Origin of the sequence: Caldifermentibacillus hisashii (assembly GCF_039654145.1) — a bacterium.
GTDB lineage: Bacteria > Bacillota > Bacilli > Bacillales > Caldibacillaceae > Caldifermentibacillus > Caldifermentibacillus hisashii.
Window position 1 is genome coordinate 2,582,879 of record NZ_CP155467.1, and the last position, 22,589, is coordinate 2,605,467.

At 37.9% G+C, this 22,589-nt stretch carries 20 protein-coding genes and 1 other annotated feature; of the genes, 7 read left to right on the top strand and 13 right to left on the bottom strand.

The features are described 5' to 3' along the window. Nucleotides 1-2 precede the first annotated feature (2 nt). The 5 genes from NSQ14_RS12510 to NSQ14_RS12530 all read left to right on the top strand — a co-directional run bounded on the left by NSQ14_RS12510 (nt 3) and on the right by NSQ14_RS12530 (nt 1,560). The gene (locus tag NSQ14_RS12510) at nt 3-269 is read left to right on the top strand and encodes a ribonuclease domain-containing protein (RefSeq protein ID WP_346216428.1); all 267 of its coding nucleotides are present in this window, start codon (nt 3-5) and stop codon (nt 267-269) included. A gap of 14 nt (nt 270-283) precedes the next feature. Beyond that, complete coding sequence (locus NSQ14_RS12515; RefSeq protein ID WP_034771484.1) at nt 284-589, top strand: barstar family protein; 306 nt, start codon at nt 284-286, stop codon at nt 587-589. Between the two features lie 205 nt (nt 590-794). Further along, entirely contained in the window at nt 795-1,067 is a 273-nt protein-coding gene (locus tag NSQ14_RS12520; RefSeq protein ID WP_346206423.1) for a pre-toxin TG domain-containing protein, read from the top strand. Between the two features lie 14 nt (nt 1,068-1,081). Next, nucleotides 1,082-1,246 (top strand): hypothetical protein, encoded by a 165-nt coding sequence (locus tag NSQ14_RS12525; protein ID WP_244811750.1) that lies wholly within the window; start codon nt 1,082-1,084, stop codon nt 1,244-1,246. A 65-nt stretch (nt 1,247-1,311) separates the two neighbouring features. Beyond that, nucleotides 1,312-1,560, top strand: coding sequence for an Imm6 family immunity protein (locus tag NSQ14_RS12530; RefSeq protein ID WP_034771487.1), 249 nt, complete (start codon nt 1,312-1,314; stop codon nt 1,558-1,560). Nucleotides 1,561-1,758: 198 nt separating this feature from the next. On the opposite strand, the gene NSQ14_RS12535 is transcribed toward NSQ14_RS12530, so the two are convergent. Next, nucleotides 1,759-4,407 (bottom strand): valine--tRNA ligase, encoded by a 2,649-nt coding sequence (locus NSQ14_RS12535; RefSeq protein WP_346216429.1) that lies wholly within the window; start codon nt 4,405-4,407, stop codon nt 1,759-1,761. Between the two features lie 62 nt (nt 4,408-4,469). Beyond that, nucleotides 4,470-4,695, bottom strand: a binding site (T-box leader). A 389-nt stretch (nt 4,696-5,084) separates the two neighbouring features. Here NSQ14_RS12535 and NSQ14_RS12540 point away from each other — a divergent pair. Beyond that, nucleotides 5,085-5,276, top strand: coding sequence for a hypothetical protein (locus NSQ14_RS12540; protein ID WP_034771497.1), 192 nt, complete (start codon nt 5,085-5,087; stop codon nt 5,274-5,276). A 369-nt stretch (nt 5,277-5,645) separates the two neighbouring features. Here NSQ14_RS12540 and NSQ14_RS12545 read toward each other — a convergent pair whose 3' ends face one another. The 10 genes from NSQ14_RS12545 to hemA form a co-directional block, all read right to left on the bottom strand. Next, entirely contained in the window at nt 5,646-7,118 is a 1,473-nt protein-coding gene (locus tag NSQ14_RS12545; RefSeq protein ID WP_269919802.1) for a methyl-accepting chemotaxis protein, read from the bottom strand. 486 nt (nt 7,119-7,604) lie between these two features. Next, complete coding sequence (locus tag NSQ14_RS12550; RefSeq protein WP_034771501.1) at nt 7,605-8,249, bottom strand: NAD(P)-binding protein; 645 nt, start codon at nt 8,247-8,249, stop codon at nt 7,605-7,607. A gap of 203 nt (nt 8,250-8,452) precedes the next feature. Beyond that, nucleotides 8,453-9,436 (bottom strand): spore coat protein YsxE, encoded by a 984-nt coding sequence (ysxE, locus tag NSQ14_RS12555; RefSeq protein WP_346199893.1) that lies wholly within the window; start codon nt 9,434-9,436, stop codon nt 8,453-8,455. A 133-nt stretch (nt 9,437-9,569) separates the two neighbouring features. After that, nucleotides 9,570-11,219, bottom strand: a complete 1,650-nt coding sequence (locus tag NSQ14_RS12560) for a LysM peptidoglycan-binding domain-containing protein (RefSeq protein ID WP_346216430.1) — start codon at nt 11,217-11,219, stop codon at nt 9,570-9,572. A 410-nt stretch (nt 11,220-11,629) separates the two neighbouring features. Continuing rightward, nucleotides 11,630-12,925, bottom strand: a complete 1,296-nt coding sequence (hemL, locus tag NSQ14_RS12565; RefSeq protein ID WP_041848283.1) for a glutamate-1-semialdehyde 2,1-aminomutase — start codon at nt 12,923-12,925, stop codon at nt 11,630-11,632. Between the two features lie 54 nt (nt 12,926-12,979). After that, a complete protein-coding gene (gene hemB, locus NSQ14_RS12570; RefSeq protein ID WP_346216431.1) occupies nt 12,980-13,969 on the bottom strand; it encodes a porphobilinogen synthase in 990 nt (329 codons plus the stop codon). Between the two features lie 207 nt (nt 13,970-14,176). Beyond that, entirely contained in the window at nt 14,177-14,956 is a 780-nt protein-coding gene (locus tag NSQ14_RS12575; RefSeq protein WP_034771566.1) for a uroporphyrinogen-III synthase, read from the bottom strand. 152 nt (nt 14,957-15,108) lie between these two features. Then, the gene (hemC, locus tag NSQ14_RS12580; protein WP_034771506.1) at nt 15,109-16,038 is read right to left on the bottom strand and encodes a hydroxymethylbilane synthase; all 930 of its coding nucleotides are present in this window, start codon (nt 16,036-16,038) and stop codon (nt 15,109-15,111) included. Nucleotides 16,039-16,126: 88 nt separating this feature from the next. After that, on the bottom strand, nt 16,127-16,960 hold the full coding sequence (gene ccsA, locus NSQ14_RS12585) for a cytochrome c biogenesis protein CcsA (RefSeq protein WP_346216432.1): 834 nt from the start codon (nt 16,958-16,960) through the stop codon (nt 16,127-16,129). Between the two features lie 24 nt (nt 16,961-16,984). Further along, nucleotides 16,985-18,334 carry a glutamyl-tRNA reductase gene (hemA, locus tag NSQ14_RS12590; RefSeq protein ID WP_269919807.1) on the bottom strand — a complete coding sequence of 450 codons (1,350 nt, stop codon included), beginning with the start codon at nt 18,332-18,334 and terminating at the stop codon, nt 16,985-16,987. Nucleotides 18,335-18,776: 442 nt separating this feature from the next. On the opposite strand from hemA, the gene NSQ14_RS12595 reads away from it, so the two are divergent. Continuing rightward, entirely contained in the window at nt 18,777-19,259 is a 483-nt protein-coding gene (locus tag NSQ14_RS12595) for a LiaI-LiaF-like domain-containing protein (protein ID WP_034771513.1), read from the top strand. Nucleotides 19,260-19,443: 184 nt separating this feature from the next. Here NSQ14_RS12595 and yihA read toward each other — a convergent pair whose 3' ends face one another. Beyond that, the gene (yihA, locus tag NSQ14_RS12600; RefSeq protein WP_041848279.1) at nt 19,444-20,028 is read right to left on the bottom strand and encodes a ribosome biogenesis GTP-binding protein YihA/YsxC; all 585 of its coding nucleotides are present in this window, start codon (nt 20,026-20,028) and stop codon (nt 19,444-19,446) included. Further along, nucleotides 20,018-22,348, bottom strand: a complete 2,331-nt coding sequence (gene lon / locus NSQ14_RS12605; protein WP_041848278.1) for an endopeptidase La — start codon at nt 22,346-22,348, stop codon at nt 20,018-20,020. The genes yihA and lon overlap by 11 nt, the downstream gene beginning before the upstream one ends. Nucleotides 22,349-22,589 lie beyond the last annotated feature (241 nt).

Below are 22,589 nucleotides of genomic sequence, written 5' to 3' on the forward strand. Positions count from 1 at the left end.
ACGTGGCTGCATTAAACGGCTGGAAACCAGGAAAACCACTTAATAACTATGTATCTGGTGGGCAACTTGGTGGGGATGTATTCAAAAACACAACAAATGTAGTACCTAATGCCCCAGGAAGAGTGTGGTATGAAGCAGATATAGGCTTAAATAACACTATAGCAAGAAGTAAACAGCCCGGTTCAAGACTACTTTATTCTAATGATGGGCAAATGTATATTACAACTGATCATTATAAAACAGTTCATTTTATTGGAACTTATAAATAAAGGAGGAGATTTTATTGAAGTCAAAGGAGAATGGAGCAAAACATGATAAGCTTATATTGGATGTGAGTACGGTTCAAAATTCAACTGAACTTCATTGTTTGTTACAAAAGAATCTTGGATTACCCGATTTTTATGGAATGAACTGGGATGCTTTTTGGGATGCAATTACTGGACTAATTGAATTACCTGAAACTTTAATTTTTGAAGGATGGAATAACGTAGAAGAGAAACTACCAAAAGATTCCCATATCTTGATTAATCTCTTAGATGATTTTAACGAACAATATCCACATTGGAAATGCAAAGTCGTCTATAAATAAAATTCTAAAAACCTTGATTGGCTTTTGCCTTTCAAGGTTTTTATATAATGTAATATGGATTTACGGTTAATCCCATATTTAATATTACATATTCATGGTAAGTAGATATATCAGATAGGTTTCAGCGAATTTCCAAGATAAAATTGATACGACCCAAAGATTAATTAGTCTCACGGCTGCCGAAATGGAAAAAGATGAACAAAAGATGGGTAACAAAGTAAGCGAGTTTTTACTGGAACTCATCGGATGGAACGACGCACAACGGGTATTCAGTGAATATGATCCGGTTACCGGTGAGAAGCTTTCTTTTGACGACCGTGTACTTGCGGGAGGTTTTCTAGCTCTTTCGTTACTTCCCCCGGCAAAGAGTACGGGTAATAAAATTAAGATTAATATTGGTAAAACTGATATAGATGTACTAAGGAAAAATGGAATGTTCCAGAAACTGACACAGTTGCAGTTGGTAAGACTGATGTAAAAGGATTGGAAAATTTGACTTTTGAAGGAGGATCACCAAAAGTACGTAAAGAAGCTGGATTGCCTGATTTAGATGAAGTAATGCCTGACAGGAATATTAAAGCTCCAGGAAATAACCCATTGTTCACTAGGCATGCAGAAGAAGTAGTTCTGAATGAATTTGATTCAGCGGTTATTTAGGCAGGTATAAAACCAGAAGATGTATCAGGAACATTAAAACTACATCAATCGAATCCTTCAGGTGTATGCTAAATAGTGAAGAAAATATAGGGGATATCCTTTATGAATTATTAGATAATGAGGAAAATGGTATAACAATAATTCAAGAGATGTCAGATAATGAAACAGATGTCGAAGCTTGGAACTGTATTATTGACGCAGTTGCTTATACTAGTAGACTAGTAATATTTTTTTGGATAATGGCGAACTTATTTGGAAGAGTAATTAGACATTTATCTCTGGGTTATTCTGCCACAGGAAGATTTTATTTGTGAGGGTAGAGTGTGATTAGATTCTATAAGTTCAGTCTATATTGATATCAGTTACCTCGGTTTAAATCATCTTATACAGCTTATCATCACAAATTCAATTACTACCTAATAGTAAAGCCTGAAACGAAAAAAACTATCACATATGGGTATGTCACATGTGAAAAATGATGTGATCCCATAAGTGATAGCTTTTTCTATTACCTATTTCATCCGTTTTAACTCTTCCAGTCGTTCTTGGACGGTTGCTCGTTTTTCTAAGTAGTCTTTTTCTTTCGCACGTTCTTCTTCAACCACTTGCGCAGGTGCTTTAGCAACAAATTTTTCGTTGGCAAGTTTTTTCTGTACCCGCTCCACTTCTTTATTTAGTTTCTCAAGTTCTTTTTCAAGGCGGGTAATTTCTTCTTCGATATTGATGAGTCCTTGAAGCGGCAAGTAGATTTCCGCTCCGGATACTACGGCAGTCATTGCTTTTTCAGGGGCTAGTGCACCTACACCAATTGTCAACATTTCCGGATTACAGAAACGTTCAAGATAGGCTTTATTTGTTTCTAAAGTGTCCAAGATTTTTTCATCATGGGCATTAATGATCATGGCGATTTTTTTGCTCATTGGCGTATTCACTTCGGCCCGAATATTACGGACAGAACGGATGATTTCAACGAGTAATTTCATTTGTTCGCTTGCTTCTTGGTTCGACAATTCCGGTCGTACCTTTGGCCATTCCGCAACCGTAATCGACTCCCCTTCATGTGGGAGATTTTGCCAAATTTCCTCGGTAATAAACGGCATGAATGGATGAAGTAACCGCATCGTTTGGTCTAAAACATAGGCTAAAACGGAGCGAGTTGTCTTCTTTGCTGTTTCATCCTCACCGTACAATGGAAGTTTTGCCATTTCAATATACCAATCACAAAAATCATCCCAAATGAAGTTGTATAAAGCCCGGCCAACTTCACCGAATTCATATTTTTCAGCCAGATTGGTAACTGTTTCAATCGTTTCGTTGAGTCGGGTTAAAATCCACTCATCCGCTACAGATTTTTTTCCGTTTAAATCAATGTCTTCATATGGGAGTCCACCCATATTCATCAAAGCGAACCGGGATGCATTCCAAATTTTATTGGCAAAATTCCAAACGGATTCAACCTTTTCCGTACTGTAACGTAAATCTTGTCCCGGTGATGATCCGGTGGCCAGAAAATAACGTAAGGAGTCGGCACCATATTGATCGATAACATCCATCGGGTCAACACCGTTCCCAAGCGATTTACTCATTTTCCGACCTTCTGCATCGCGAACTAAACCGTGAATTAAAACATCTTTGAACGGGCGCTTACCGGTAAATTCAAGCCCTTGGAAAATCATCCGGGATACCCAGAAGAAAATAATATCATAACCGGTGACAAGCGCATCGGTCGGGTAATAGCGTTTCAAATCAGCTGTTTCCTTATCCGGCCAGCCCATTGTTGAAAATGGCCATAATGCCGAGCTGAACCAAGTGTCAAGGACATCCGGGTCTTGCTCCCAGTTTTCAGCGTCTTGCGGGGCTTCATGACCAACATATACTTCCCCGGTTTCCTTATGATACCAAGCAGGAATCCGATGACCCCACCAAAGTTGTCGCGAAATACACCAGTCACGAATATTTTCCATCCAATGAAGATAGGTTTTTTCAAATCGTTCCGGAACAAAATGCACTTTTCCTTCCGTTTTTTGCAGCTTAATTGCAGCTTCAGCCAGTGGTTTCATTTTGACAAACCATTGGGTCGAAAGATATGGTTCAACAACGGCCCCGCTCCGTTCCGAGTGACCGACGGAGTGAACCATTTCCTCGATTTTGATAAGGACACCTTGTTCTTGTAAGTCTTTAACAATTTGTTTGCGGCATTCAAAACGATCCATGCCTTTATATTTTCCGGCTTTTTCATTCATTGTACCGTCTTCATTCATAACAAGAATCCGTTCCAAGTTATGGCGATTTCCTACTTCAAAGTCATTCGGATCATGGGCCGGGGTTATTTTTACCGCACCGGAGCCGAATTCCATATCGACATACTCGTCGGCAATAATTGGGATTTCGCGACCGACGATTGGAAGCACGATTGTTTTGCCAATTAAATGTTTATAGCGCTCGTCTTCCGGGTGAACCGCAACGGCCGTATCGCCAAGCATCGTTTCCGGACGCGTTGTTGCAATTTCAATATAGCCGGAACCGTCTTTTAACGGATACCGCAAATGATAGAAAGCGCCTTGTATATCTTTGTAAATAACTTCAATATCGGAAAGGGCCGTTTTCGTAACCGGATCCCAGTTGATAATATATTCTCCGCGGTAGATGAGACCTTTTTTATAAAGAGAAACAAAAACTTCACGAACCGCTTTGGAAAGACCTTCATCCAGTGTAAATCGCTCCCGGCTATAATCGAGACCAAGCCCTAATTTTGCCCACTGGTGACGAATTGTTTGCGCATATTCCTCTTTCCATTTCCATGTTTCTTCCAAAAACTTTTCCCGGCCAAGATCATAGCGGGATTTCCCTTCCGCACGCAGTTTTTGTTCAACTTTTGCCTGTGTAGCGATTCCGGCATGATCCATTCCCGGCAGCCACAATACATCGTAGCCTTGCATTCGTTTCATCCGGGTAATAATATCTTGTAATGTTGTATCCCAGGCATGCCCAAGGTGAAGTTTTCCGGTCACATTCGGCGGCGGAATCACGATGGAATATGGTTGTTTGGTTTCATCATCTTTTGCTTCAAAAAATTTGTTCTTTACCCACCATTCATAGCGACCTTTTTCTATTGAATTTGGATCGTATTTTGTGGGCATCGAGAATGTTTGTTCACTCATTTAAATGCCTCCATTTTAATGTAATTTTTTTGCAAATCCTGACAATTAAAAAACCCCACTCGTTAAAGGACGAATGGAGTTGATTCGCGGTACCACCTTTATTCACAAATGCATAAGAAGCATGCATTTGGCACTCAACTAAGTAACGGATTTCCCGGCTTTTGCTACTCTTCGGGTTCACAAAAGCTGCTCCCGGGCGACCTTCCAACAGTTTCACTTAAGAACTCGCACCACCGTTCTCTCTCTGAAAAGCCTAACTATTGTACTCTTCCCGTTCAACGCATTTCGTTTATTTATACTTATTCTATAAAAATAACGGACATTTCGTCAATCATTATCGGCCATTTGAGGAAAAATTATACGAAATGATTTTTATACAATTCTTTTTCCACAGGTTTCAGGAAAAATTATACGAAATGATTTTGAAACCCATAGTCCGGTATTCGACATGTAAGTCCAAAGTGCTTATGTTAGTTGGAATGCAGTGGACAGCACCCGAGGCAGATTTTTCACAAAGTACATTCTTTCCACTTTTTAAAATTCGCTCAAAAAAATATGAACAACTTCCCGTTATATTCACATAGAATGAATTAAAGAAAGACTTTTTGCAGGCGTTTCATGTCCGGTTGCGGTCTTGTTTCCTTTTGGGTAGACAACCGTTATAAAGGAGGGGTTTCATGCGTAGAAAATACAATCCATATTTACTGCCATCATGGGCTCGAACAATCAGGGAAGTTGGAAAGCAATTGATTATCCCGTTTACGATTTTCCAAGGAATCCGAACGTTAATCATCCCAACTACTTTTGATGTCGTCTTATTATTAATTTTTTTGTTAATTGTCGCTCTTTTCCAGATGGATCTGATATAAGTGTGTTTTTTGTTAATTGTTTGGCAATCAATCAATTTGGTTTTTCAGAATCCTATATTAAGTTGTTGCCCTCTACCAAATAATATTTGCATGTTCAAAAGGGGGATAAGTGAAAGGAGAATCCGAGAAGAAATTTGCCAACCATCCCCCGAACTTTTTGAACATCATAATTTTTACTGACTAATGGAAAAGAGGCGTTAGTGAACCGACTCTCTTTGCTTAGGAAAAAAGCAGTTAGTGAATTCAGGCACCCTTTCCGATTCGATTTTCTTTGGAAATAGGCCGTAAAAACTCGGCGGCCTTCCAAATTCAATTTTTCACGTCTTTAGAAGAAATTCCAATTATCCTCGATTTGCCCTTCCAATTTTTTTATTCAGCTAGTAGCTCTTTTGCACTGATTGTTGTTCTATTCATTGAATTTGCGATGTCTTTATTGTCATTCGTCAATGTTTCAATTGAAGCACTCATTTCTTCCAGATTGGCACTCGCTTCTTCAAGAATTCCCGCAAACTGGGATGTATACGTTTCTATACTTTTACTTTTTTCCACTACTTCATTTGTCATTTCTTTTGAGTGCAGTAAATCAGTGTTTAATTTTTGAAATACTTCTTTCAACTGTTGAAAGTAAGCGACAATATCCTCCGACGAATCTGCCAAGTGGGTAATCTTTTGTTCACTGGCTTGCATTTTTTTCAAAGTCGTTTCGTTGCTCGTATTCACGTTTTGCAGATTTTTGGTAATATTATTGACCGTATCTTTTGTCGACTCTGCCAGTTTGCGAATTTCTTCGGCAACAACCGAGAATCCTTTGCCGGCCTCACCTGCTCGTGCCGCTTCAATGGAGGCATTTAAAGCCAATAAATTTGTCTGCTCGGAAATTTCTTTAATTTTATTTGAATATGTATTGGTTTCTTGAATGTTCTTTGTTAAATCCAGTAATGTTTGGTTTAAGTCGTTCATAAATGCTCGAATCTCCATTACATCTTGTTTAAACATGAAAACTCTTTTTTCACCGAGAGACGTGATTTCGTCTGTTTTATCCGCCTCTGTTGAAAGTTCTTCCATTATATTTTCCAGCTTTAGCATGACCTCGAGATTTTCCATTGTATGACTTGAAATCATTGCAATTTGGTCGGTTTGCTGTTGACTGCCAATTGTTAACTCTTGTAAACTGTTAGTAAATTCATTTTGAGCCAATTGATTGCTCTGAATCCGTTCATTTGCATTGGCCATTTCTTTTAAAATATTATTCATATTGGCTTGAATGCGTTCTTTTTGTTGCTTTTGTTCCTCACCATGTTTTTCTGACTGCCGCAACAATTCCCGAATCACGGATTGCTGTCTGGCGTTCATGTGGATTAGTACATAAAGTAAAAGTCCTGATAAAAGATAGAGTATGAGAATAGTAACAAAGTTTTCTTTAATTACGGCTGTTTCTTTTGTACCGACAAAAAAGATTGTTAACATGATCGACAATCCTATGGAATAACCAAGGATAAACGAATTTTTACCGGAACTAATCGTCGAAAAAATGGCTAAAAAGAATGTGATGAGAATAATATTAATTCCGCCGCCGGTAACCGCAATACCTATAAATGTAAAGATGCCAATCAAAACAACACTTATATAAGGAAATAGAGAGTGTTTCTTAACTATTTTTTCACAAATAATGTATAAAACAGCCAAAGAGATCAATTGAGTAGAATATATAGTAATTACCGGTCCTTGTTTTAAAGCTATTGACTTCAAAACAGCCAAAACTAATGAAACTGAAAAAGTAATAAACATGATCAAATTTATTTTTTTACTATCTTCCAACAACATTTGCTGTATCTTGTCCATTACATTTCACCTTCTTTTTTGTATAGTCATTATTTGTTCGATTAATAGAAAAGGCACAACTTTATTGAAAACGTTTGCTTATAATAGAAAAGTAACAAGGCTTCTACTCTTTCAAATATTATTATTTTCCCTCTATTATACATGAATACCTATTCAGTGCAATAGAAAATTGATAATGGAGCGGCTTCTTTTTTGTGAAATGAGTCGGTACGTATTCAGTGCGCGACAGCAAATTTATAATAGAGCGCCTTTATTGTGAAATGAATCACGATACTCAGTGTAAAACAGCAAATTCATGATGGAGTTGCCTGTTTTTTTTGTAAAATAATTCACCAAGTATTAAATGTGCACGCAAATTCATGATTGAATAGATTTTTTGTGAAATGAGTCACTAATTTAGAGTGGTATTTGCATTTTTTAGAAAATATATGTTTATCTGGTCATTTGTATTATTTTTTATAGTAAAGAGTTTTTAGGTCAAGGTTCCTAATTAAGATCACCTTGACCCTTTTCATTATTTTGGAGATTTTTTAACCAACTTAAAAATTGTTGTTGATTTGTTTTACTGTGAAAATCATCATCCAATAGTTGTTTTAACAGTTTTTGGTGCTCTTCTTTTGGCAATGGAGAGTTTTTCAAAAGTTCCCGACATTCATATAGAAAATCAACATATTCTCCGTAATTTTCCGGGAAAGTGGCTTCCAATTGCTGTTTTATTTGCTTTGTCAGCTTGGGACTGGCACCGTTTGTTGCAACACTTATTGTTAACCGTCCTCTATTCATGATCGTGGGAAAATGAATATTCCCATTGGAGGCGTTTGTAGCATCATTGATTAAAGTATTTTTTGGTGCATATTGAAGAACCAATTCGTTCACTTGGGGATTATTTGTTGCAATAATTACGAGAAAAGCGTTGGAAATATCATTAGGTTCAAAATACTTTTTCAACCAATTTACCTTGCCCTGTTCCCAATAATTGCGGATTTCCTGGGTAATTTTTGGACTAGTCACAGTAATTTTCCCACCGCTTTCCAGCAATAGACGAATTCTTCTTTCGGCTACATGGCCCCCACCAATTATGACAATATTTTTGTTATTTAAATCGAACATTAGAGGTATGAATCTTGTCATTGTACAACTTTCCTTTTCAGTTTCAGTTTCGTTATAACATGTCGATTTTAGTGATTGTCTTGATTATATACTATTATATCAATTTTTCTGAATACCTAGGAGGACTTAGACAAAAATTTAGCGGAACTCCACTTAGTTCAACAAACCACCTCCGATTTCAACAGTGACGCCTACCAATTCAATAGTACCACCAACTCGGCATATTAGGATTCTGTTTTCATTTCCAGCTTCATGATGATATTTTCGATGTTTTTCAGTTTCCAATAAGCTTGCTGAATCTTTTTTGTATACTTCAATTCATGGTTTGGGGCGAATCTCGTTTGATAGCGGTTCAATAACCGAACCATAAATCCCGGGTGGGCAAGATAACTTTTCATAAGCAAAAGTTCCGTTTCCTTTAATGGATAGTGTTTCATATAGATATTCAGCCATTCCATACAATCTTCACCGTTCATCGGGTATGTACTTAATGTGTTGGATAAAAACGGCAATAAGTCCTGATATGAGGAACCGATACGGCTTTCGTCAAAATTAATAAAATACCCGTACCCTTTATCATCAAATACAAAATGATCCAAGCTAACTTTACCGTGAAGAAGGACCGTGCGAATTTTCTTTGATTCAAGCATAGTATCTTTCCAAATTTTTAGAGTTCGAAGTGCATATTCATAGGCTTTTTGAAATTCATGATAATATTGGACAAATTCCCATTCAAAAGGAGACATATACCATTTTTGCTCACACTGTTCAATCCAACTGTCAAGATATTGCATTTCTTTATTCCATTGTCCACTAGTTCGCTCAAAATGGTCCTCGATATTTGTCTGGTCCATTTCCATTTCTTGTGATGTCAAAAGATGAAGTCTGGCAAGTTCCCGAAACATTTTTCTTGCATGATTGGTTTCAACCGGTCTTGACTCGCTACCTAACCAAGGCATTAAGTAATACAGCTTTTGATCTCTTAAAATCATATATTGCCCGTTTTTTGCCGGATAAAGAGGAACGAAACGATAAAACCCTTTATGGTATAAAAAAGGGTAGATGGAAAATAAATTTTTTCCCTTAGTTACTTCGGTTTCTTTTAATGCAAACACATTGTTTCTACTAAATACTTTATATACTTTTCCAATCTTTTCCAAATGTCTCGGTTGAATTTGATATTCTTTTAAAATTTCGTAGACTCTCATTTTTTCACCTCAATGCATATAAAAAACGGGTTTCGTACCCGTTTTCTTTGTTACGTCACTTTTACATAAAGTGATTGGGATATGGTATTTTTCATTGTTATAGTTCGGCTGGTTCCTCGGTTAGTTCAATTCGTTATAACGAATGTATTTTATGTGTATTGGTGGGGATGTAAAGTATTTGTCCTTCATAGACATCCTGATTTGATTCCAGGTGATTTGTTCGCAACAGTTGGGAAACCGAGACGTCATATTTTTCGGCAATCAAACTTAATGTATCTCTCGCTTGAACAATATAAATTTTCATCCGAACTGCTCGATTTTCATCTTTTCTTCCAAAAAATTCAGTGAGTGAGATGGATTTTTCATCCTGATTTGTTTCTTGCGGCTGATAATTTATGTTTTTCTCGGTTCGATGGGCTTCGTGATCCTCTTCTGCCTGAACTTCCTCAATCGTAATATCAGCAAAATCTTGTTGTTCAGCCGATTCCTGAACACTTGTCTCCACTGCTACAGTCTCTATTTGTTGATTAAGATCTGCTCTTGTTTTCGGCTCCTCTACCGGTTCATTGTCCCTTTTTGACAGTTCGCCACTGACTTCGATCTCATTTTCCAATTTTGCCTCTGTATTCACAGCTTTCGTTTCATTTCTTTCCACTGCTACTTGGTTTTCATTATCCAAGTCATTTAAAACTGGATCAGTATTACGGTCGTTATCCTTTGGGGACGAATTAGTTAGAAGCGGACCGACTTCAGGAACATGCTCTGAATCCTTTAACCATGGACTAATTTCAGGTTTCTTTTCTAATTTTTCAGGTTCTGCTTTCTGGCGTCCGGCTTCCGGCACCACTTTTATGCGATTGACTTCTAAATTGTTTCCAGACTCCTCTTCTATGCGACCGGCTTCAGGTACGTTCCCCAACTCCTCTTCTATGCGACCGGCTTCAGGTATATTTTCCGTCTCTTCTATAATGTGACTAGCTTCCGGCTCGTTTTCCAATCCCCCCGATTCTACTAAAAGATGATCAGGCTCAAACTGTTTTTCATTTGTATTTGTCGATAAAGTTGCTTGGTCAGCCTCTACTCGTTTCTTTTCAATTTTTTCCAGTTTATCCATAGTGGAAGTAAATTGAATCTGGATTTGGATATTTTCTTCAGGCTCTTCATCTCGGTCCTCTACTTTTTTAGCCTCTACTGAGAATGTGCTGTCGTCATCAATTTTATCGATGAAAAAATCGTTTGAAACCGGAAATAATCGGTCTTTATCAGCTAATGGATCTTCAGATAATGCCGGGATGCCTTCTTCACTACTTGACAAAATATCTTTTCGTTCGTATGCGGATGCATCTGCGGCAATTCCTGTAATTGCGACATTCGTTGACAATTTTAAGCAGTCTTTTTCAGGAATTGAGTAATCAAAAAATTCAATAAGGACATCTAAGTCTTCTATACTGCTTACTTTCTCTCTCGGTACGGTAATATCAACGGGAAAATCAAAATGAAATTCTGATATTCCTTCTTCTCTTGCGTCGAGTACGGTAACATATTTTTGCCCTGAAAAATAAATACGATCTTCTTCATCATTTATTTCAGCTTCTGATTTTTTATATTCTCCGTACATTTTTAATGATCCACGGATGGAAATAAAGTGATTCAAATCTTGGATGGTAACATTTGGCTCTAATGCTAAATTGTATAATTCTCCAATCTCTTCTCCCTTTCGAAACCACACTGTTTCATCCAAAGAAAATTTAATGGCTGCCGGTTGATTATTATCAGTCAACATACTTCCCCCCTTACGAATCTAACTGTGGATTTTCAGAAACTCACTGGTGAAGATGAAATTTGTTTATTAGGATAAACAAAAATAATCGTGTTTTGAGATAACGTGAATAAGGAGCTATTATTCTACTCATATCATTACAAGTTATGAAAAAAGTGGATGAAATATGCTTAAAAAAGTTACTTTTGTGGAAGAACAACTGGAAAAGCTTTTAAGAATACGTCAAGCATTTTGGAATCAAGCAATGTGGAAAAATAGAAAGGGACTTCACTTGTAGAAGAAGCCGAAATATTATTTTATGTTTCCATAAAAGAATAGGTCCAAAATCAATAGGTGATTCAAAGTTGGAAAATGACGTACAGACTGATCCCGAGCCTCCCCGCTAACAAGATCACTGTACGTCATTCCAAGTTTTAATTCATTTCTTTTATTTTTCGAAAAGCATTTTCTGCAGCTTGAATGGTTTTTTCTATATCCTCATCCGAATGAACGGTAGAAATAAACAATCCTTCAAATTGGGATGGCGGTAAAAACACACCTTGCAATGCCATTTCCCGATAATACGTTGCAAAATAATCGAGATTGGATGTTTTTGCTGTATCATAGTTAATCACTTGTTCATTGGTAAAAAAGACCCCGATCATCGAGCCGGCCCGATTGACAGTCAGTGGAATCCCGTATGTTTCTGCTGCTTGACGATAACCGGCTTCCAACATATCCCCTTTTCGTTTAAATTCATCATAGTGTTCGGGTTTTAACTGTTTCAATGTTTCATAACCGGCCGTCATTGCCAAAGGGTTGCCGGATAACGTGCCTGCTTGATAGACCGGACCACTTGGAGCAACTTTTTCCATGATTTCTGCTTTCCCGCCGTAAGCACCAACCGGAAGCCCGCCACCGATTACCTTCCCTAAACAAGTTAAATCAGGTTGAATGTTAAAATAACCTTGGGCACAATGATAATCGGCCCGGAAGCCTGTCATGACCTCGTCAAAAATAAGCAGGGCGCCGTATTGCTCGGTCATTTCACGTAATCCTTCCAAAAAACCAGGTAACGGAGGAACAACACCCATATTTCCGGCAATTGGTTCAACAATGATTGCTGCAATATCCTCGCCAAATTTTTCAAAGGCCGTTTTAACCCCGTCCAAATCATTATATGGAACAGTTATTGTGTTTTTTGCAATGCCTTCAGGAACGCCCGGGCTATCGGGAAGTCCAAGTGTTGCTACACCTGAGCCGGCTTTAATTAATAAGGAATCACCATGCCCGTGATAACAGCCTTCAAATTTTAAAATCTTACTTCTCCCCGTATATCCTCGTGCCAACCGTAATGCGGACATCGTTGCTTCTGTACCGGAATTTACCATACGAATAATTTCAATGGATGGTACCCGCTCCTTAACCAGTTCTGCCAATTTATTTTCGATTAATGTCGGAGCACCGAAGCTTGTCCCGGACTCGACTACTTTTTTCAATGCTTCAACAACTTGACGATTCGCATGGCCTAAAATTAATGGTCCCCATGAAAGAACATAATCAATATATTCATTCCCGTCGATATCGTAAATTTTCGAGCCTTTTCCGCTTTCCATAAAAATCGGATTCATATCAACAGCTTTAAAGGCACGCACCGGGCTGTTAACTCCCCCCGGCATTAACTGTACTGCCTCTTGAAATGCTTTTATCGATTTTTCGAATGAACGCATACTATCCCTCTTTTCTCTATATGTTTATGAAGAGCATACATCATTTAAGTGCTATTATTTTTCTTCATTCAGCCATTTGGCAATGTCCTTCGCAAAATAGGTGATAATTAAATCCGCACCTGCCCTTTTGAATGCGGTGTGCATTTCCATGACAATTTTCTTTTCGTCAATCCAACCGTTCAAGGCAGCTGCTTTAACCATTGAATACTCCCCGCTGACATTGTAAGCAACTATCGGAACATTAAACTCATTGCGGACATCACGGATAATATCCAAATATGGCATGCCCGGCTTGACGATTAAGAAATCAGCCCCTTCCGAAAGATCCGAATGGGCTTCTCTTAAAGCTTCCCGACGATTGGCAGGGTCCATTTGATATGTTTTCCGATCGCCAAATTGTGGGGCACTTTCTGCAGCATCACGGAACGGACCGTAAAAAGCGGATGCATATTTAACTGCATAGGACATGATTGGTACATGTTTAAAACCTGCTTCATCCAACCCTTTACGAATTGCAACGGCAAAACCATCCATCATATTCGAAGGCGCAATAATATCAGCACCTGCCCTTGCTTGGCTGATTGCCGTTTTCACATGAATTTCCAGTGACTCATCATTGGCAACATCACCGTTCATGATTACACCGCAATGACCGTGATCGGTATATTCACATAAACATGTATCTGCAACAACAAGCATTTTCGGAGCATGTTGTTTAATGGTTTTAATAGCTTTCTGAACAATGCCGTGATCATGGAATGCACCGGAACCTATTTCATCTTTTTCATTCGGGACACCAAATAAAAGAACGGCCTTTATGCCTAAGCTTAATAGTTCATCCACTTCACTAGGCAAATAATCTAAAGAAATTTGCTCAATTCCCGGCATTGAAATAATGGGATTTCTTATCTTTTCTCCTTCAACGATAAATAGCGGATAAATTAAATCATCCGTATGAACATGATTTTCCCGAACTAAATCTCTCATAAAAGCCGATTGTCTTAGTCTCCGATGTCTCTTAAATTGTAAGTCTTCTATGTTCATTTCACTGCCTCCAATTTTATATTTGATAACTTGTTTGACACTCAAAAAGTTTTACGGGAAAATTCATTGCAACTTTGGTTTGTGTGATCCAAATTTAACGCAAAAGCAAGCTCTTCGGGTGTTCATTGCTCGTTTGGCATCTAAAAATTTTTATAGGAAAAGTTCAATTCGACCTTATTTTTTACATTATACCGTTGTATTTATTTCTTAACATTTCTTTCCAAAAAACACCTTCATCTCTTCAAGCAATTGATCGACGGTATATATGTCGGGACAAATATGAACAGGAATCCCGTAATCTTCTAACGCTTTTTTGGTAACCGGTCCAATCGAAGCGACCCATTTTCCGTCGAGAAGATGGCGTTCATTTTTCTCCATTAATATACTCATAAAATGTTTAACGGTTGAAGGACTGGTAAATATTAGTACGTCGACTTTATTTTTCAATGTTACAATCAATTTTTCTTTATTTTCTCCTGGTAAAAATGTTTCGTAAATAATGATTTCCTCGACAATGGCACCGACATTTCGAAGCACTGTACCGACAATATCCCTGGCCAGATTTCCTTTTATCACGCAAATGCGTTCATTCTTTTCAATAAAATCCTTCATCTCGTCAGCCAATGCTTCACCGGTAAATTTTTTCGGAATGAAAGACGGTGATATACCATAATTTACTAAACTGCTTTGTGTTTTCGTACCGACAGCCGCCACCTTTACATGTTCCGGAAAAGATAACCCCATCTCTTCCAACTGTGCCATAAAAAAACGAACACCATTTTGACTCGTAAAAATAAGCCAGTCAAAACTTGTTAATTCGTTCATCAGTTTTCGTTCCCGTTCAGATAAGCTTGTTTTTTTGAATGAGATTAACGGGACAAGCAATGGAATGCCACCAAGAGAACGAATTCCTTCGATTAACGATACAGCTTGTGAAGAATCACGCATAATTAAATATTTTTTGTTTGCCAATCGGTCAAGCGTCAATTTCATCCATCTCCAAAAAAATGATGAGTTGTTCTTCGTGTCTGATTGAAACTGTTGAACCAGGTTTTGCACTATTTTGAACGGCTGTTTCATTTAGTTGTGACAGTATTTCGTGAATATGGGCGCTTCTGTAATCACCCAACACATATGCTTTATTCCAATTCCTTCAGTATTTCACTGATAAGTTTTCCAGCACCACGCTCCATTAACCGTTCTCCTGCCTTTTCGCCCACTGCCACCGCATCTTTACCGACAACAGTTTCCTTAAAAATTGTTTTACCATTACCGGAAGCGACAAATGCATTTAAAACAACATCATCCTCAGCGTTTATCACTGCATACCCTCCTACAGGAACTTGACAACTACCGCCTATTTTATTCAAGAAAGCTCGTTCAGCCTGCACGGCACGATTCGTTTTTGGACAATTTAATTTTGCCAACCATTGTAAAATTTCTTCGTCATCTTTCCGGCATTCAATGGCCAGTGCTCCTTGACCAACCGCCGGAATACAATCACTTGGTTCTAAGTATTCGGATACAACCTCTGCCTTCCAACCCATTCGTGATAATCCCGCTGCCGCTAAAATAATTGCATCGTATTCTTCCGTTTCGAGCTTTTTCAATCGTGTATCAATATTTCCGCGAATCCATTTAATTTCGAGGTCCGGCCGGATGTTTAAAATTTGTGCTTTCCGCCTCAGACTGCTTGTTCCGACGATGGCACCGGCCGGTAAATCACGTAATGAACGATTTTCTTTTGAGATAAGCACATCCCGGGGATCTTCCCGCTCCGGAATGGTCCCGATGACAAGTCCGTCCGGCAACACGGCAGGCATATCTTTCATACTGTGAACCGCAATATCAATTTCTTTTTTTAACATTGCCTGCTCAATCTCTTTAACAAAAAGTCCCTTCCCGCCGACTTTTGACAAGGTAACATTTAGAATTTCATCACCCTTTGTGACAATTTCTTTCAGTTCAAAAGTAAATGGGGCACCAATCTTTTTCAACTGATCTATGACCCAATTGGTTTGTGTCATTGCTAATTTACTGCGTCTTGAACCGACAATAATTTTACGCATAAAAGCCTCCTGATATATAAAGAAATGGATCATTCAAAACTTAGTATGTAATATGTTAACGATGTACGAAATTACAAGGCAAAACAATCTAACTTAACCAAAAATGAAAATCAGATAATCTGCCCAACAAGAAAAAATTTATCCATACGATTAAAAACGAGGCAATATTCCACAGTGCCAAATTTTTCCCGAACATTTCCTTTCTTGTTTTTAAATAAATAAAGCAAGCATACATGATAATAACAAAAAATGATCCGATAATTTTCCAATCAAAAAAACCGATTTCCGGCATTTTTAGATAAAGCCTTTGCAATCCTAGTATAACACCAATGGAAAAAACAGGCATGCCCAGCAAATTTAATGTATAGGCGACTTGCTCTAATTTTACTAAATCATTGGCACGAATTAATTGTCTTCCCCATTTTTTCCGTTTCAATAAATGATATTGCACAATATATAATAACGAAAATAGAAATGATAATGAAAATAGGGCATACGCAACAAGCGATGCCGTAATATGAACAAGTAAAAGTTCCGAAGCCAACTTTTCCGCCAATGCCGGAGAACCCCAGTGGGATGGTGCAAATGTATAAATAACGATCGTCATAAATCCGAGTACACTGGTAAAAAATATGATAAATTCAATTTTAACAAAAATATTTAAAATAATTGAACAAGTGATTAACACCCAACTATAAAAATACAAACCGTCCGCTAGCGTAAAAATAGGGAACCGGCCTGTCTCGTACATATTAAAAATAAATAAAACCGTTTGCAAGAACCAGACACAACAAAGCAATAGAAAGCCAATTCTTTTCATTTTACGGTTTGTTTGCAGGAAGTCATAGAAGTACATCAATACTGAAGCCGCATAAAGAATGACCATCCCTTCATGCAATTTCATCAACATGTTTTCTCCCATAAGGGTAACCTCACTTACATCTCATCAACCGTTCACATAGCTCTCAAGCGATCTTGTTTTTCTTTCATCGATGCGCTTATGTTGAGATTCTTCCATTTGTTTTTCTTTGTGTGCTTCTAATTGAAAAATTTGCTCAAAATAATGCAAAGCCTGTTCACCTTCAGGACCGGCAGCCAATTCTTTAATTTGTAAAATCGGATCTTTTAACATTTGATTAATAATGCTTTTCATATGTTTACCGATAATTTTCCGTTCCCGTTCAGTTAAGTCAGGCAATTTCCGTTCCAAACTCGTCATCACATCGGCTTGAATAGTTAATGCTTTTTCCCGTAAAGATGAAATGAGCGGAACAACCCCCAATGTATTTACCCAATCTTGAAATATCGCGATCTCATCTGTGATAAATGACTGGATTTTGGTAGCAGCACGCTGTCTTTCTTGTAAATTTGCTTCAACGACTCCTTCCAAATCATCAATATCGTAAAGAAAAACGGATTCGAATTGATCAATTTCCGGATCAATATCTCTCGGCACAGCAATATCAATAAATAACATCGGTCGCCCTTTCCGCATTTTTTCAACGGTCGCCATCATTTCTGCATGAATGACATAATGATTCGATCCCGTAGAACTAATAACAATATCAGCCTCGGTCAAACATGACGGAAGTGATTCAAGCGAATAGGCCTTCCCACCGATTTCCTTGGCGAGATCCATTGCTTTTTCCACCGTGCGATTGACAACGGAGATTTTTCCGGCACCACTTCCCAATAAATTTTGAATGGTAATTTTCCCCATCTTTCCGGCACCGATAATTAAAATATGTTTATTATGCAATTGACCAAAAATTTTCTTTGCCAATTCAACAGCGGCATAACTGACAGAAACGGCATTTGAAGAAATATCCGTCTCGGTATGGGCTTTTTTCGCCACGGTAATCGCTTGTTTAAAAAGTTGGTTAAAGACGGTGCCAACCGAATTTGCTTCTTGTGCTTTGAAAAAACTTGACCGCACTTGTCCTAAAATTTGTGTTTCACCGATCACCATCGAGTCGAGACCACAGGATACGTTGAACAAATGCTCAACCGCTTTTTGATTTTCGTAAATGTAAAGATGGGATTCAAATTGTTCCCTTTCTATATGAAACCATTCAGCAAGAAACTCTTTAATATAATACCGCCCCGTATGGAGTTGATCGACGACTGCATATATTTCGGTCCGGTTACAAGTCGATACGATAACATTTTCTAAAATACTCTTTCTTTTCTTTAATGTAAGCATAGCAGCAATCAGCTCTGCTTCTTGAAAAGAAAGTCGTTCCCGTATTTCTACCGGTGCAGTTTTATAATTTAGACCGACTGTAATAATATACATAAGTAAATACCCTCCAAATGATCCATCCTCTATGAAAAGTGCAGTCTTAACGTATAAAAAGTCATCTATCCGCCAAATTTTATGTTACGATAAAAGAAACACCTAATTCCATTCTATTATATTATAGATTGTATTAAATTAAAATGAATATAAACTGGTTCTTGGTTGAAAACGGCGATTTTCATAAAAAAGACAAAATTTCTTTTGTTAACACCGTGGAAGACTGTTTTTCTAAAAATTGTCTCAAAAGCGTCCACCCAAGTTTTGCATCATTATGCTTATTTTCAAGTAAAATTGCGTTTCTTATACCATTGAAACAGTTTTATGGTTAAAATGCAAAAAGCTGATTTTTTTACTTTTTGCTAAATAGAATTACTACTTTATTTTAATTTTTTTGCTCTCTTTGTCGGCTTGATTTTTTTATAGAAAGTGAGGAAGTTTGATGAAAAAGCAAATGTTTCCCGGGATCGTTTTAATCGGGTTCGGATTATATTTCTTCTTACAAAAATTCACAATACCTGTTCCTGCGGCCGTTTTCAGTTGGCCGACCATTCTTTTGATTGTAGGTGTCGCATTACTTATCCAAGCTTATCGAGGAGGAGATTTCCAACTCATTGTGCCGGGAGTCTTACTCGTTGGCTTAGGGATTCATTTCCATCTTGCGCAACAATGGAATATTCAGTTTGATCTCATTGGTGTCATCATCTTATTTCTTGCATTGGGATTTTTTCTGGCTGCGAAAAAAACAAAAAGCAGTGCAATTTATAGTTGGATTTTTGTTAGTGTTGCACTCATTCAACTGTTTAACTCAAATTTATTTTCCTTTCTCCGACTTACACCGGAACAAATTGGCAGTTTCCAATCACTATGGCCAATCATTTTAATTATCATCGGAAGCTATTTATTCTTTTTTAAGAAAAAATAAGGGTTGGTTTGATTTACTTACATAAAATCCGTGTGCAAGCATACCCGTTTTTTCCGGAAAATTTTTTGGCATCGAGAATGCTCTCCTATCATAACTTTCTTGCACAAATGTTTACAAAAACATTTAAAAGAAAAAGGACTAACCTTACAGAAAATTCTCGGTTAGTCCTACTGTTTACTAAATCTTACTTTATCCATTTTCCGATTACCTGCCATACTTCTTCTTTACCGACACCGGTTTCGGATGAAAAAATGATTACCGGATCTTCTTTTTCAATCGCTAATTTCTCCTTCACAACTTTCGCATGTTTCTCCCATTTGCCACGGGGAATTTTATCCGCTTTGGTCGCAATCACAATGACAGGTATCAAATAATGTTTCAAAAATTGATACATCAAGACATCATCGTTTGTTGGCGGGTGGCGGAGATCAACAATCAATATGACAGATTTCAATTCATGCCGCCCGGTTAAGTACGATTCAATCATATTTCCCCATTTGGCCCGCTCTGTTTTTGACACTTTCGCATATCCGTAACCTGGAACATCCACAAAGTAAAACGCCTCATTAATCAAATAAAAATTTAGCGTTTGCGTTTTACCCGGTTTCGATGATGTTCTTGCCAAATTTTTCCGATTTAACATTTTATTAATAAAAGATGATTTTCCGACATTGGAACGGCCTGCCAAAGCAATTTCCGGCAGGCTGTTTTCCGGATATTGTGCCTTTGATACAGCACTGATGACAATTTCGGCGCTTTTAATTTTCACTTTTTTCACCTACTATTGCATTTTTAAGTACTTCATCGACATGGGTAACAGGAATAAAGGTTAATTCTTCCCGCACACTTTCCGGAATGTCATCCAAATCCCGCTCATTGTCTTTCGGCAAAATAATGGTTGTCAGCCCGGCACGGTGAGCACTTAAAGTTTTTTCTTTTAATCCGCCGATTGCAAGTACCCGTCCCCGTAATGTGACTTCACCGGTCATGCCAACCTCACGACGAACAGGCTTTCCGGTAAGAGCTGAAACAAGTGCCGTTGTAATAGTGACACCGGCTGAAGGACCGTCTTTCGGAACAGCGCCTTCCGGGACATGGATATGGATATCATATTTTTCATGAAACATCGGATCAATGCCAAATTTTTCAGCTGAAGATCTCACATAGCTAAAGGCAGCCTGTGCAGATTCTTTCATAACATCACCGAGTTTACCCGTCAGTACAAGCTTTCCTTTACCGGGTGCAAGGGACACTTCAATTTGCAATGTATCGCCGCCAAATGCGGTATAAGCAAGTCCGGTTGCAACACCGACTTGATCTTCCTTCTCCGCCTGACCATAATGAAAAATCTTTTTCCCGAGAAATTCTTCAATATTTTTATTCGTAACAATGACCCGTTTCTTTTCTCCGGATGTAATAATTTTTGCCGTTTTTCTGCAAATTTTAGCTATTTGTCTTTCCAATCCGCGGACACCGGCTTCCCGGGTAAAATACCGAACGATGGAAAGAATGGCATCATCGCGAATTTGCAGCTGTTGCTTTTGTAATCCATGTTCTTTTAATTGTTTTTTTATGAGATAATTTTTAGCAATATGTAATTTTTCAATTTCTGTATAACCCGCAATAGAAATAATTTCCATCCGATCTCTCAGCGGTCCGGGAATCGTGCTTAAATCGTTGGCTGTCGCAATGAACATTACTTTTGATAAGTCGTACGTTTCTTCAATATAATGATCGCTGAAATTTTTATTTTGTTCCGGATCCAAAACTTCGAGCATAGCCGATGACGGATCACCGCGAAAATCGTTCGACATTTTATCAATTTCATCTAATAAAAACACCGGATTAATCGTCCCTGCTTTTCTCATTCCTTGAATAATTCGTCCCGGCATTGCACCGACATATGTTCTCCTGTGTCCACGGATTTCTGATTCATCACGGACACCGCCTAATGAAACTCTCACAAATTTTCGGTTTAACGAACGGGCAACTGAACGGGCAAGACTGGTTTTTCCGACCCCCGGAGGACCAACCAGACAAAGAATCGGACCTTTTAAGGAGTTCGTCAATTGTTGCACGGCTAAATATTCCAAAACGCGTTCCTTTACTTTTTCCAAACCGTAATGGTCTTCATTTAAAATTCTTTCCGCCCGTTTAATATTTATATCATCTTTCGTTTCTGTCGTCCATGGCAGTGCAATTAACCAATCAAGATAATTTCGAATGACAGCACTTTCCGCCGATGTTCCGGGTAATTTTTCATAGCGGTCTAATTCTTTCATGGCTGCTTCAAAAACATGATTAGGCATTCCTGCTTTTCCAATTTTTTCTTTTAATTTTTCGATTTCACTCGATTTTCCTTCTTTTTCACCTAATTCTTTTTGAATAGCTTTCATCTGTTCCCGCAAATAATATTCTTTTTGCGTTCTTTCCATCGATTGCTTTACGCGTTGCCCGATTTTCCTCTCGAGTTGGATAACTTCCTTTTCATTATTCAAAAAAGTAATGATGGCGTTCATACGATCTTTCACATTTACTTTTTCCAAGAGGTCTTGCTTGTCTTTCAATTTCAGTGGCAAATACGATGCCACAATATCAGCTAATCGACCCGGTTCTTCAATATCTTGAACAGAAGCAAATGTTTCAGCCGATACTTTTTTAGACATTTTTATGTATTGCTCAAACAAATCCAGAATCATACGCATTAGTGCTTCTTCTTCAAAGTCTTTTACTTCTTCATTTTCGTATGTTTGAATACGTACTTCAAAATATTCATCGGTCCGGAGAAACTTTTCAATTTTTCCCCGTTTCAAACCTTCTACCAACACACGGAATGTTCCGTTTGGAAGTTTGAGCATTTGTTTTACCTGTGTCAATGTGCCCATTTCAAAAAAATCATCCTCTGTTGGGTCTTCAATGGATGTATCTTTTTGTGTTGTCAAAAAAATGAAATGATCATTCATCATTGCTTTTTCAAGCGCTTGTACCGACTTTTCTCGTCCGACATCTAAATGAAGCACCATTGTCGGGAATACAAGCAATCCTCGAAGCGGCAGGAGGGGAACGATAGTTCGTTGTTGTTCATTCATATGGATACCTCCAATTCTCCACCTTTAGTCTCGTAATAGATGGTTATTCTCTTGTGTAGAAACGTTTTATGTTGATAAAACGGACTTACAGATTTGTTAACAAAAAAGGGATGCAACTTTTTTATCAAGCATTGTACTGAACTTCGTTAATTATATGAGATTTTTTCAATCGGGTGGTTCGGATTGTATTCGGCATTGACGATTACCTATTTAAAAATTTTAACGTATTTACCGGCAACTG